The following is a 12,359-nucleotide window of genomic DNA, read 5'->3' on the forward strand; positions in this document are numbered from 1 at the left end:
CGTGGGTAGACCATGTACACCGGCAAGACGGAGAAGGCGTGTTGCCTCTGTGGGAACCCCGACACCGACAGCCGGCTGGACCTGCCCCCGCGGGCGGTCCCGCTGCTGAAACACTCCTCGGCCATCGCCTGGCGGGACATCGTCGGGGAGGTGTCCATCTATTTCTGTGACTCGGACTGGGAGGCGGTCCGGGACCTCGTCCTCGAAACCGGGATGAGCCCCCTCCCACGGTGTAACGTCGCCCGCGCCTCCTTCGACCTCCGCTCGGACTTCGAGGCGCTGCTCAACGATATCCGCGACGAGCCCGACCACTCCGAACTGGAGGCCGAGATGCGGGCCGAGGCCGAGCGACTGCTCGAAAACCGGGACGACCCCTACGTCGAGGAGCGCGACATCGTCGAGGCCCGCGTGATTCAGTGGGTCTTCGAGGACACCGAGGCGTCGGCCTGACCGGTCGGTCGCGTCCTGCGACGCCAGACAGGAGCCATCCCGGCGTGTCTACCCGCCTGACCCCGCCGACTCGACGGGCGTCGACCGGGGCTGGTCCGCGAACCGGAGCCGTATCCGGTTGCCGGCGGGTTCGCGGTCGACGGTTATCCGCCCGTCCATCAGGTTCAGGACCCAGTAGGCCAGCCAGAGCCCCAGCCCGGTGCTGTGGTAGATGTCGCTCATCTCGTACTCGCCCGTCAACACCTGCGCCTCGTTCGCCGGTATCGGCGGCGCGTCGTCCCGTATCTCGATTACGACGTGTCTGTCTTCGGCGCGGACGGTCACGTCTATCTGTGGCGCCGACCGGTCGCTGTGGCGGACGGCGTTCTCGACGAGCTCCGTAACGGCCAGGTGGAGCTGGGGTAACACGGACGCGTGGACCGACGAGAGCCCGTTGACGTCGATATGCGCCGAGTCGAACCGGTCCGCGACGACCTCGACGCCCCGCTCGACGACCGCTCTGACGTCCCGGCGCTCGAAGCGGACGTCCGTCGTCAGGATGTCGATGATGTCGCGCTGTTTCTCCGCGCTGTCCATCAGCTCCTCGCCCGTCCGCCGAATCACGGCCACGCGCTCGCTCGTCTCCGGCGCCTGCTCCTCGATGAGTTCGGCCTGTCCGAGGATGGTCGTCAGGTCGTTGCGGAGGTTGTGGCGCAGGAGCTTGTCCATCACACAGAGCTGGCGCTGTCGCCGCTTGCGGTCGGTGACGTCCCTGCTGAACCCCGTGATACGGACGACGGACCCCTCCTCGACGATGGGTTCGGCCTGCACCCACACCGACACTTCGTAGCCGTATTCGGGGTTGACCCGGTACTCCATCTCGGCGGGGATTCCCTCGGAGAGACGCTCCATGGCTTCCTTGACCCGGGGTCTGTCGTCGGGGTGGACGGTCTCGATGAACGACGCCGGGTCCTCGCGGAGTTGCTCGACCGGTTTCCCGTACATGTCCTCGTAGGCGGGGTTCACGAACAGGAGCTCGGACCAGTCGCCGGAGAACATCCAGAGGACGTCGCCGGCGACGGCCGACAGCTCCTGTAGCCGGGTCGCCGTCTCGGCCTGTTCGCGTTCGGCCGCGACCCGGTCGGTGATGTCCCGCGAGCTGACCACGTAGCCGTCGAGGGCCGCGTCGGTGAGATTCGACACTCGGCTCTCCAGCCACACCCACGAGCCGTCGCTGGCGCGGAACCGATACTCCACCGTGTTCTCGGTGAATTCGTCGGCGGCAATCGTTCGCTCGAACGTGTCCCTGGCCTCGGCGACGTCGTCCGGATGGATGTAGTCGAAGGTGTTCTCCCCGACGATGTCGTCGGGCTCGTACCCGAGCGTCTGTTCGACGGCATCGTTGGCGTAGGTCATTTTGCCCCGCTCGTCGAGCAGGACGATTTTGTCCTGGACGTGGTCCAGCAGGACGCCCAGCGACGCCGATTCGACCATTACACGCCGTTAGTTCGCCGCCAATGTAAATGGGGAGTATAATACTTGTTACACGTGTGATACGGCGACGGTTGGCTCTCACCGGGCCGTGTGACCCCAGGGCAATACCCAAACGGTTTTGAGTACCCAAAGCAGACGCCAAGCTATGTCTGTACGCGTAGGCGTTCTCGGCGCCACAGGGGCAGTCGGACAGCGACTCATCCAGCTACTCGACCCGCACCCGGAGTTCGAAATCGCCGCACTCACGGCGAGCGAAGCCAGCGCCGGAAAGACGTATCGGGAGGCCGCGAAGTGGCGCGTCGACGCGCCCATCCCGCAGGACGTGGCCGGAATCGAGGTCGGCGAGACGACCCCCGCGGCCGTCCCCGACGACGTGGACCTCATCTTCTCCTCGCTTCCCTCCAGCGTCGGCGAGCAGGTCGAACCAGAGTTCTGTGAGGCCGGCTACGTCGTCTCCTCGAACTCCTCGAACGGCCGGATGGACGACGACGTCCCCCTCACCATCCCCGAGGTCAACGCCGACCACGTCGACCTCATCGAGGTCCAGCGCGACGAACGCGGCTGGGACGGCGCGCTCCTGAAGAACCCCAACTGCTCGACGATTACGATGGTCCCCGCACTGGAGGCCCTCGACCGCGCCTTCGAGCTCACCGACGTCCGCGTCTCCACGCTGCAGGCCGTCTCGGGCGCGGGCTATTCGGGCGTCTCCTCGATGGAGATAATCGACAACGCCATCCCGCACATCGGCGGCGAGGAACAGAAGATGGAGACCGAGTCCCGCAAGCTGCTGGGCGAGTTCGACGGCGCCGACGTGCAGCTGCACGACATGGACGTGGCCGCCTCCTGTAACCGCATCCCCACCCTCGACGGCCACCTGGAGAACGTCTGGGCGGACACGGCCGAGGACGTCACCGCCGAGGAGGCCGCCGAGGCGATGGAGGCCGTCACCGGCGTCGACCTCCACTCCTCGCCGGCCCAGCTCATCAAGGTGTTCGAGGAGCCCGACCGACCACAGCCCCGCCTCGACCGCAACACCGAGGGCGGGATGGGCGTCGCAGTCGGCGGGTTCCGCGAGACGACCGACGGCGTGCAGTTCAACTGCCTCGCCCACAACACGATGCGCGGCGCCGCGGGCGCGTCCATCCTCAACGGCGAACTGCTGCACAAGCGCGGCTACCTGTAAGCCGGCACACTCTTTTCGCCGGCGCGAAAAGGGCGGCGTATGGTCTCCCGCGATAGCAAGGTCCAAGTCGGCGTCGTCGTCGCCACGATGGCGCTCGCGACGCTCTGGGTACGCTTCGGAACGACGGGCACAGTCACGTCGGGGCTCTTCGTCGCCGCCTGCTACGTCTTCCTCTTTGCCGGCTCCCACGCGTATCTGGCCACGCGAGGCGACGGCGAGGACGTCCCAGTCGCCGCCCGGTGGCGGTTCGTCGCGGTAGTCAGTTTCGCCGTCGCTGCCGTAGTGGTCGGCAACAGTTACAGCGGCGTCGAGCTGGGCAACTGGCAATTCTCGACAGCCGTCTGGGCGCTCGTAGCGGTCGTCTTCGGCGCCTACGTCGCCTACGAGGCCCGCGACGGCTATCGGGCGAGCCGCGGGCCGTAGCTACAGGTCGACCTGATTCCGCAGCCCGTCCCACGACCCCGTCTCCTCGGCCCGGCGGACGTTCTCCGCGACGATGTCGGCCAGTCGCTCGTAGTACTCCGGGGTGTGGCCGGCGTTGTGTGGCGTGAGCAGGACGTTCTCGAAGTCCCACAGCGGGTGCTCGCCCGGGAGCGGTTCGGGGTCGGTCACGTCCAGGACGGCGCCGCCGACGTGGTTCCGGCGGAGAGCGCCGACCAGCGCGTCGGTGTCGACGACCGGGCCGCGGGCGACGTTCACGAGGACCGCGTCGGGATGCATCGTCCGGAGCAGCGACCCGTCGACGAGCCCGCGGGTCTCGTCCGTGAGTGGGCAGGCCAGCGCGACGTACCGCGCGTCGGCGACCGCCTCGTGGATGTCATCGTAGCCGTACACCTCGTCCGCGGTCGTCTCCTTCTCCGGGGAGTGGCGCACGGCGACTGTCTCCACGCCGAAGCCGTCCAGTCGGTCGAGGACGGCCGCCCCAATCGCGCCAATCCCGACGACACAGACGCGGCTGCCGGCGAAGTCGCTGGCCCGGAAGGCCTGCCAGACCCGGTCGCGCTGCTGGCGCCGAGCCCGCAGGAACCCCCGGGCCATCGACAGCCACGCGCCGACGACGTACTCCGCGATGTTCGGGCCGTGAACGCCCGAGGCGGTCGTCAGCGCGACGCCGCGCTCGGCCAGCGCGGAGAGGGGCAGGTGGTCGTAGCCGGCGTAGGTGCTGGCGAACAGCCGCAACTCCTCGGCCCGCTCCAGCAGCGACTCGTCGATTGCACCGCCCGTGACGACCGTCGCGTCGGCCACCAGGTCGCGCTCGGCGGCCGGCGTCCGCGCGACCGTGACCTCGCGGTCGGGGAGCCGCTCGCGCAGGGCCGACGCGTACTCCGCGGGGGCCATTCCGTGGACGCTGTGACGGCGGACGACGATATCGGGCATGGCAGTGACGTGGGCCGGCAGCGCAAAAAACGGTGGCGGCGGTCTCGGGCTTGTGCGCTCCCGCTCAAGACCCGCCCGGTGGCCGATTGAACGGTCGTGAACGGTCTAAACGGTAGCCGGTGTATATGAGACAGTCGGCCGAGGACTCCGGTATGACAGAGACCGCCGGGACGGTGCTGGTCGCCGACGACGACAGCGACATGCGCTCGCTGTACCGTTGCTGGCTGGCCCCGTCCTACGAGGTGCGGGTCGCGCCGGACGGCGACGAAGCGCTCGCCGCAGTCGACGACACAGTCGACATCGTCGTGCTCGACCGGGAGATGCCCGGGCGGGACGGCGTGGCCGTCGCACACGAACTGGCGCGGCGGGACGTCGACCCCGCGGTCCTGATGATAAGCGCCGTGACGCCGGACGTCGACCTCCTCGACATCCCGGTCGACGACTACCTCCAGAAACCGGCAGCCCACGAGACGGTCCGCGAGCGAATCGACCGCGCCGCCGCCGTCGCGGAGTGTTCGGACCGGGAGCGCCGCCTCATCGCGCTCGACAGGCGCCGGCGGATAGTCGAGACCCTCGTGGCCCCGTCCCGGCTCGCCGAGGACCCGCGGTACCGGCGCACTGCCGACTTGCTCGACGGTGACGGTCCGGAACTCGAACGGGCCCGGGACGCGGTCCCGACCGCTGTGAACGCGGAGCGGTCGTCGGCGGCGGTCGGCACCACGTCGCGGGAGTCGCCATAGCGCGACCGAGACAATAGGTTTTAGCCGCCGGGGGGCACCGTAGCGCGTATGGAAGACGCAGACGTGGCCATCGTCGGCGGCGGTCCGGCGGGCTCGTCGGCCGCCGAAGCGGCCGCCGCCCGTGGCGCCGATACTGTCGTTCTGGAGAAGGGCGTCCCCCGGGCCGACCGCGCGGGCCGCGGACCGGACTCGACGGACGCCGCCGGGTTGCTCGACTACTGGCTCGACATCATGGGCTATGCGCCCGACGAGATTCCCGACGACATCGTCCTCAGCGAACTGGAGGGCGCGAAGTTCTACGGCCCCGACTCGGAACTGGCGCTGACCGAGACCGGCATCGACGCCGAGTACGACGGCTTCGGCTTCACGTTCCACCGCGCGAAGTTCGACGACTGGCTCCGGGGCCGGGCCGAAGACGCCGGCGCCGACTACCGGGTCGGCGTCTCGGTCACGGGCGTCGACACGGACCTCGCCGCCTCGCCCCGGCACACCGTTGAACTGGCCGACGGCGAGGACATCCGGACCGACTACGTCGTCCTGGCCGACGGCCCACAGCGGACGATAACCGGCCCCACCCTGGACCAGTTCCTGCTCGACCGGACGATGGGCGAGATAATGCCCTCGAACGAGGCCAACCACATCGCCTACCAGGAACACCGCCGGATGCCGGAGGAGCTGTTCGACCCCGACTTCATCGAGTTCTGGTGGGGGATGATGCCCGGCCACACCGCCTACCCGTGGATATTCCCGAACGACGACCACGTGGCCCGAATCGGCCTGACGATGCCGATCGGCCTGGACATCGACGACTACGAGAAAGGCGAGTGGGCGCTCCTGCGCGAGGACGACGAGGGGATTCCCCGCGGCGCCCAGTACATCGAGCGCCTGCTCGAACAGCAGTTCCCGGGCTACGACCTCGCGGACTTCCCAATCGTCGAGGAGCGGGGGAAGGCAAAGGGGACCGAGACCTACCCCATCTCCTCGACGCGGCCCATCGAGTCGCCCGCCGGAGCCGGCATCGCCGTCGTCGGCGGGGCGATGGGCTCGACCTCCGCGTTCCACGAGGGCGGCGACCACGTCGCGGTCCGCACCGGCACGATAGCCGGCCGACTCGCCGCCGAGGAGTCCCTGGAGCGGTACAACCGCGAGTGGCACGCCGCCATCGGCGACGAGGTGCTCAGAAACGTCACCTTCGCCGACCTGGTCCGTGACTGGCGGCCACGCGACTGGGACCGCGCGTTCAGGACCGCCAACGACCTGATGGACGCCCGCGGCATCAAGGCCGACGCGGCGCTTCGCGGCGGCCTGCACGGGCTCCAGCTCGTCGCCCAGTACAAGTGGGGGAAGTTCGGCTACCGCGACGGCCGCTACGTCCAGCTCCGGGAAGCCGACTACGCCATCTGAACCCCCCGCACCGGCCGAGCGCCACCCTTAGATACCGGCGGCGTCTAGCGCCGGTGCGTGCCTTTAATCCCCGGCCGAGGCCCCCCTCGGGGGACGATGAGAGACCGGAGAACCCGGGCGCGGTACATCCGGTGGCTTCGCCACCGTGGAGTGGCGGCCACAAACCGCCCGAGTAGCGGCCGAACCCCGCTCGTCTGACGCCCGATACGCGTCGCCCGCCGCGGCGGCTGACGCCGTCCCGGCACCGAACCGGTTGCTGCCGGTTCGGCAGCTAGCGACGACTGCATCGTCGCTCGCCCGGCACGAGGGTTTGCCGGCTGACGTGGCACACCGCCGAGGATGATGCCGGACGTTAGTGTTCCGGGCGACATTTCACTCACAGCAGTGGAACAGCGGTGCATCCGGCCGAGTTCCACCGACGACTCCCGCCCCTGGCGCTTCGAAAACACGCGCCGATTTCACCATCCCTTGAGTAGTAGGGACGCGGCTGAAGGGCGTGGATATCAGTTACTGGGTAGCGACTGTCCCCAGGTCGCAGGTTCCATGACACAAGGTAATCCTCCGCAGTCCGAGACCGAGCCACAGTCCGGGCACGACCGACAGACCCGTGCGGCCGCCCAGCCCACCGCAGACGGCGAGTCTATCTGCTATCGCGTGCTCACGGCCGTCGCCGAGGCGACCGGAACCGCGCCGACAGACCTGGCCCCGCTTTCCGAGACGGTCGAGCCGGATGCGCTCGAACAACTGTTCACACCGACCGGCACGGAGACCTCTCAGTCTGCAGCGGGGTCCGTGGTGTTCCGGTACGAAGGCTGTATCGTAACAGTGTACGCGGACGGCCGCGTCACCGTCGAACACGCCGAGTCGTAGCGTCTCCCGTTCACACGTCGCCCGGCTCCCGCAGCTGCCTGTTGAACAGCGCACCGAAGAGGTTCCGCTCGGCGGCCTTGATGTGTTCCGAGAACGTCGCCGACGTGATGCCGAGTTCCACGGCGACGTCCGAGCCCGTGCATTCCCGGGGCCACTCGTAGTACCCCATCTCGAAGGCGGTTTGCAGCACTTCCCGCTGTCGTTCGGTCAGGTGCCGGTGGAGCAGCTGCCGGAACGCCGACTGCGGAAAGCGCGGGTCGAGGGCCTCTTTCTCCCGTTTGGTGACGAGGTCGGCATCCGGATACTCGTCGGAGAACACCTCGATGATCGCCGATGCGTCCCGCTGGGGCGGAATCTCGGCGACGATACGACCGGTGCCGTCTTTCCCGATCACTGAGCGGGTGAGTGCGCCGAGTTCGGCGAGCTTGACGGCCGGACACCTATCAGAGACGAGAAACTCGAAGAAGCCACTGCGTTCGCCTTCCCTGAGGAGCGTTACGTCCAGGGACTCGTGCTCGCTGGCGCGGGCGGCGACCCGTATCGGATCGGCGTCCGTGACGGTGAAGAACTCGGCGTGTCCGTCCGGCCGCGGGAACATCTCCGCGAGTTTGAGCAGACACTGTTCGTCCTCGGACACCCTGACGAACGGATACCGTGAATCCTGCACGCTGAACTCGACCTCGCACACGGAACGGGGGCGCTCACGCTCGGGGGTGTCGGACATGCCGATTCGCTTCAAGTACTCCCGGATGAGATATGAACCTTCTGGCGACGGAAAAGCCCCGCGGCAGAGGGGTATCGTTTCTGTGAGCGGACAGCGTGACAATCGGTCAGCGTGTGGCGCGGGTGGGTTCTCGCCCGCCCCGTCCCGGGCGACGTGTCCCGACTGAGCGCCGACCACTGCGCCCGGCCAGGACCATTCTCAAGGCCGCAGGACCACCTTGATACAGTCGTCCTCCTTGTCGTTGAACGTCTCGTAGAGCTCCGGTCCCCGCTCTAGGGGTTCGTCGTGGGTGACGACGAACGACGGGTCGATGTTGCCCGACTCTATCTGGTCCAGCAGCGGCCCGAGATACCGCTGGACGTGGGTCTGTCCGGTCTTGACCGTGATGCCCTTGTTCATCAGCGGCCCCACCGGGAAGTTGTCCGCGCGGCCGACGTAGACCCCGGGGACCGAGAGCGTCCCGCCCTTGCGACAGCACCGAATCGCCTCGCGCAGCACGGTCGGGCGGTCGTCCTCCAGGAGCAACCGCTGTTTCACCCGGTCGGAGGTCGCCACGACCCCGGTCCCGTGGGCGTCCGTCCCGACGGCGTCGATGCAGCTGTCCGGACCGCGCCCCCCGGTCAGGTCCATCAGTCGGTCGTAGACGTCCTCGTCCTCGTAGTCGATGGTCACCGCGTCGCCGTGTTCGCGGGCCATCTCCAGCCGCTCGGGGACCCGGTCGATGGCGACGACGCGGTCGGCGCCGAGCAGGTCGGCGCTCTGGATGGCGAACTGGCCGACCGGGCCACACCCCCAGACGGCGACGGTGTCGTTCTCGTCGATGTCGGCGTTCTCGGCGGCCATGTGGCCCGTCGGGAAGATGTCCGAGAGGAACAGGACCTGCTCGTCGGTGAGGTCCGACTCGATTTTCACCGGCCCCACGTCGGCGTAGGGCACCCGGAGGTACTCGGCCTGCCCGCCGGCGTAGCCCCCCAGCATGTGGGAGTAGCCAAAGAGGCCGGCCGGCGAGTGGCCCATCGTCTCGCGTGCGAGCTCGGCGTTCGGGTTCGAGTTGTCACAGAGCGAGTACAGGTCGTGTTCGCAGAACCAGCAGGCGCCACAGCTGATGGTGAAGGGGACGACGACCCGGTCCCCCTCTTCGAGGGTCTCGACGTCTTCGCCGACCTCGACGACCCGGCCCATCGGTTCGTGGCCCAGCACGTCGCCCTCACGCATCGACGGCACTCTGCCGTGGTAAAGGTGGAGGTCGGAGCCACAGATGGCGGTGGCCGTCACCTCGATGACGGCGTCGGTCGGGTTGACGACCTCCGGGCGGGGGACCTCCTCGACGCGGACGTCCTGTTTCCCGTGCCACGTGAGCGCTCTCATACGGTATCACCCGACCCGCGGCCCGAGGGGTTCCGGTCCAGCGTCGGGACCTCGCCGCTCTCGACGAGGCTCTTGAAGCGGTCCAAGGCGACGCCCACGAGCTTCTTCGGCACGATGTCGAACTGCTCCAGGGCGGCGCTGCCGAGCGTCCCTCCCGGGGGCTCGAAGGCGACAGAGAGCGTGACGACCGTCCCCCGGTCCCCGGGGGCCTCCTCGAAACGGACCGCCCCCTCGTTGGGTAACACGGCGTCCGTCGGCGTCTCCCAGCGGCATATCTCGCCGGGCTCGTCGACCACGACGCTGGTCTCCCAGCCGATGTCCCGGCCGTACGGCCCGTGTACCGTCCACCGGAATCGGCCCTCGTCGACCGGCGTTACCTCGGCGAAGTGGCCCATTATCTCCGCGAAGGTCTCGGGGTCCCGCCACTGCTCGTACAGTGACTCGGGCGTCCCGTCGACCGTTATCGAGCGGCGGACCGCCGTCTCGCGGCGTTCCGGCTCCGTCGCTCGCTCGCTGTCGGTTCGGTCGGTGAGCGCACGCTTGACCCGGGACATCCCGCCCAGGGCGCTGAAGATGAGGGCACCGCCGCCGACCGTCGCGGCCGTCCCGCGGCTGGACCGCTGTCTGCGGCCGTAGTCGACCAGCGCGGTCCCGACTACCAGTTGCCCGCCCCGTATCAGTGTCCCCGGGAGCCGTCCCGTTTCCGAACTCGTCCCGTCTCGATGTCGCTCCGCCTCGTTCTGTGGTTCTAGTGTCGCCATTGGTGAGTCTCCCGTCGACTGTCGGCGATTGACGGTCCGCCGACCGCCGGCACTGTTCGGACGGCCACACGCGTGGCCCCGGAGTGGGAAAGGGCGGAGTCGGGATTAGCGGTGGTGCCGGCGAATCAAGGCCGTTTATACGCGCCGCGCGGACACCGCTTTTTTGCCCGTCTCACGCGACTCTCTCCGCATGACCGACGACCCCGAATCGAACCTCGAACAGTGGAAGGAGACGATGCAGGCCGAACACGACGAGGCGATTCACAACCCCGACCCCGACGAGGACCACCGCATCGAAGGCGTCGCGCAGGTCAGCTACCGCGTCTCCTTCGAGTACAACCCCGACACCGGGTCGCTGGAGCGGGCCGACCGGGAGCAGGTCGACGAACTCGCGGACCCCGAGCTGCTCTCCTGTGCCTGTGGCGTCCGCGGGATGACCCCCGAGGAGGCGACGGCTCACGTGGCGGCCGTCCGCGAGTAGCCTCGGTCACCCGGCCAGCCCGAGCAGGGCCTGGCCCTGCTGGAGCTCCTCGCCCAGCGTCAGGCTGACATAGAGGATGGTAAACAGCGTCGCGTTGTACAGCCCGTGTATCAGCGACGGGACGACGATGTTGTCGGCGAACTCGTAGGCGACGCCGAACACCGTGGCGGTGCCAAAGAGGATGCTCACGACGACCAGATTGCCCAGCAGCGAGCCGCCGACGAGGGCGAGGATGTGCAGCGCCGCGAAGAAGAGCGAAGCGATAGCGATGCCCGGCACGCGACCGAACCGCTCCCGGATGCGCCCCTGGACGACGCCGCGGAACAGCAGCTCCTCGCCCGGGCCGATGAGCAGGACCGACGCCGGAATCAACAGCAAGAGCAGCTCCGGGTTCGTCTGACCGAGCTCAGCGGCGGCGTTGTTCCCGGTCTGTATCGACTCGCCCCGGACGTTCTGGATGACCGTCAGCACGACGCCCGAGACCATTACCCAGACCATGGCCCCCGCGTAGCCGGCGAGAACTATCCCGACCTGGCGCAGCGACGGGACCGCGACGGGAATCCTGAACGCCGCGCCGTCCCCGCCAATGTTCAGGGCGTCCCGCACGCGCGGGGCGACGACCGGTCTGAGCTTGTAGTAGCTCAGGGCGACGCCGCCACAGCCGATGCCCTGGACGAAGACGAGGCTGAGGACGAGGAAGGCAAAGCCGGACAGCTCCGCCCCGGTGACGAGCCCGATACCGACGACCGTCAGGACGAGCAGTGCGAACCCGAGCGCGAGCCCACCGGCCCCGAGACTCAACGCGGAGACCAGCGCGATAGCCGATTGGAGGCGCGGACGCTCGCGCGACGCGGTTGACATACCTATCCGTAGCAACGACGGCCCCAAAAGCCGTTCCCTCCGTCACCCGTTTTCACGCCGTCCGCTCGCCGGCCTCGACCGCCACGTCCAGCCAGTTCGCCTCGGGCGGGAGTGGACAGGAGAACGTGTCGCTGTAGGCGCAAAACGGCGCGTACGCGAGATTGAAGTCCAGTGTCACGGTGTCGCCGTCCGCGATCTCCCCCTCGTGTTCCAGCTCCATGTACCGCCCCTTCCCGTAGGTTTGCTGGCCCGTGGTCTTGTCCCGGAACGGGACGAACAGCTGTCCGGGGTCGTCGCCGGCCTGGCGATACCCCTGGAGCGTCGCGGCCTCGCCGCCGATATCGAACTCGAAGGTGACGACGTGGAGGTAGCGGACGACGCGCCCGTCGGTCGTCTCCATCTCAACGGGGTCGGGGTCGTCGTGGCGGGTCACCGACGCCTCGACGCGGTAGGCCGGGTCGGGGTCGAAGTACGACAGCCCGTCGAAGTCGCCCCGCTCCTCGGGCGGTATCGGGGACTGCGGGTGGTCGGCAAAGAAGTCGTCCTTCTCGACGCGGTTCCGGCGGAGCCGCTCGGCGTAGTCGTCGGTCATGCTCGCCCTATCCGGCCGAGCCGTTTCAGTGCGGCGGTGCTGTGTCCCGCTCGGGCCAACTGCCCGTTCGGCGCC

General features: G+C 68.3%; 14 protein-coding genes. 7 read left to right on the forward strand and 7 right to left on the reverse strand.

Going from position 1 to position 12,359, the window contains the following annotated elements; all coding sequences use genetic code 11:
• Positions 1-12 precede the first annotated feature (12 nt).
• On the forward strand, positions 13-450 hold the full coding sequence (locus NJQ98_RS04505) for a DUF7960 family protein (protein WP_262176148.1): 438 nt from the start codon (positions 13-15) through the stop codon (positions 448-450).
• A gap of 48 nt (positions 451-498) precedes the next feature.
• On the opposite strand, the gene NJQ98_RS04510 is transcribed toward NJQ98_RS04505, so the two are convergent.
• The gene (locus NJQ98_RS04510) at positions 499-1,923 is read right to left on the reverse strand and encodes a PAS domain-containing sensor histidine kinase (RefSeq protein ID WP_262176151.1); all 1,425 of its coding nucleotides are present in this window, start codon (positions 1,921-1,923) and stop codon (positions 499-501) included.
• 145 nt (positions 1,924-2,068) lie between these two features.
• Between NJQ98_RS04510 and asd the strand changes: the two genes are divergently transcribed.
• Both asd and NJQ98_RS04520 read left to right on the forward strand, forming a co-directional pair.
• A complete protein-coding gene (asd, locus tag NJQ98_RS04515; RefSeq protein WP_262176154.1) occupies positions 2,069-3,106 on the forward strand; it encodes an aspartate-semialdehyde dehydrogenase in 1,038 nt (345 codons plus the stop codon).
• A 39-nt stretch (positions 3,107-3,145) separates the two neighbouring features.
• Positions 3,146-3,529 carry a hypothetical protein gene (locus NJQ98_RS04520; RefSeq protein WP_262176156.1) on the forward strand — a complete coding sequence of 128 codons (384 nt, stop codon included), beginning with the start codon at positions 3,146-3,148 and terminating at the stop codon, positions 3,527-3,529.
• Here the strand turns inward: NJQ98_RS04520 and NJQ98_RS04525 are convergent, their stop codons facing one another.
• Positions 3,530-4,483, reverse strand: coding sequence for a D-2-hydroxyacid dehydrogenase (locus tag NJQ98_RS04525; protein ID WP_262176157.1), 954 nt, complete (start codon positions 4,481-4,483; stop codon positions 3,530-3,532). It abuts the gene before it with no gap.
• A gap of 152 nt (positions 4,484-4,635) precedes the next feature.
• Between NJQ98_RS04525 and NJQ98_RS04530 the strand changes: the two genes are divergently transcribed.
• The 3 genes from NJQ98_RS04530 to ddfA all read left to right on the forward strand — a co-directional run bounded on the left by NJQ98_RS04530 (position 4,636) and on the right by ddfA (position 7,497).
• Complete coding sequence (locus NJQ98_RS04530) at positions 4,636-5,223, forward strand: response regulator transcription factor (RefSeq protein WP_262176159.1); 588 nt, start codon at positions 4,636-4,638, stop codon at positions 5,221-5,223.
• Between the two features lie 48 nt (positions 5,224-5,271).
• The gene (locus NJQ98_RS04535; RefSeq protein ID WP_262176161.1) at positions 5,272-6,627 is read left to right on the forward strand and encodes an NAD(P)/FAD-dependent oxidoreductase; all 1,356 of its coding nucleotides are present in this window, start codon (positions 5,272-5,274) and stop codon (positions 6,625-6,627) included.
• Between the two features lie 543 nt (positions 6,628-7,170).
• Positions 7,171-7,497 carry a DdfA family disk-determining factor gene (gene ddfA / locus NJQ98_RS04540; protein ID WP_262176163.1) on the forward strand — a complete coding sequence of 109 codons (327 nt, stop codon included), beginning with the start codon at positions 7,171-7,173 and terminating at the stop codon, positions 7,495-7,497.
• A 10-nt stretch (positions 7,498-7,507) separates the two neighbouring features.
• Here the strand turns inward: ddfA and NJQ98_RS04545 are convergent, their stop codons facing one another.
• From NJQ98_RS04545 to NJQ98_RS04555, 3 genes are all read right to left on the reverse strand, one after another.
• Positions 7,508-8,221 carry a helix-turn-helix domain-containing protein gene (locus NJQ98_RS04545; protein WP_262176165.1) on the reverse strand — a complete coding sequence of 238 codons (714 nt, stop codon included), beginning with the start codon at positions 8,219-8,221 and terminating at the stop codon, positions 7,508-7,510.
• A gap of 198 nt (positions 8,222-8,419) precedes the next feature.
• Entirely contained in the window at positions 8,420-9,589 is a 1,170-nt protein-coding gene (locus NJQ98_RS04550) for a zinc-dependent alcohol dehydrogenase (protein ID WP_262176166.1), read from the reverse strand.
• A complete protein-coding gene (locus tag NJQ98_RS04555; RefSeq protein WP_262176168.1) occupies positions 9,586-10,350 on the reverse strand; it encodes an SRPBCC family protein in 765 nt (254 codons plus the stop codon). Before NJQ98_RS04555 ends, NJQ98_RS04550 begins: the two co-directional genes overlap by 4 nt.
• Positions 10,351-10,540: 190 nt before the next feature.
• On the opposite strand from NJQ98_RS04555, the gene NJQ98_RS04560 reads away from it, so the two are divergent.
• Positions 10,541-10,831, forward strand: coding sequence for a hypothetical protein (locus NJQ98_RS04560; protein WP_262176171.1), 291 nt, complete (start codon positions 10,541-10,543; stop codon positions 10,829-10,831).
• 6 nt (positions 10,832-10,837) lie between these two features.
• Here NJQ98_RS04560 and NJQ98_RS04565 read toward each other — a convergent pair whose 3' ends face one another.
• Both NJQ98_RS04565 and NJQ98_RS04570 read right to left on the reverse strand, forming a co-directional pair.
• A complete protein-coding gene (locus NJQ98_RS04565) occupies positions 10,838-11,692 on the reverse strand; it encodes a CPBP family intramembrane glutamic endopeptidase (protein WP_262176173.1) in 855 nt (284 codons plus the stop codon).
• A 52-nt stretch (positions 11,693-11,744) separates the two neighbouring features.
• Positions 11,745-12,284 (reverse strand): DUF1684 domain-containing protein, encoded by a 540-nt coding sequence (locus tag NJQ98_RS04570; RefSeq protein ID WP_262176175.1) that lies wholly within the window; start codon positions 12,282-12,284, stop codon positions 11,745-11,747.
• Positions 12,285-12,359: the final 75 nt, after the last annotated feature.

Source organism: Haloarcula laminariae (assembly GCF_025457605.1).
GTDB lineage: Archaea > Halobacteriota > Halobacteria > Halobacteriales > Haloarculaceae > Haloarcula > Haloarcula laminariae.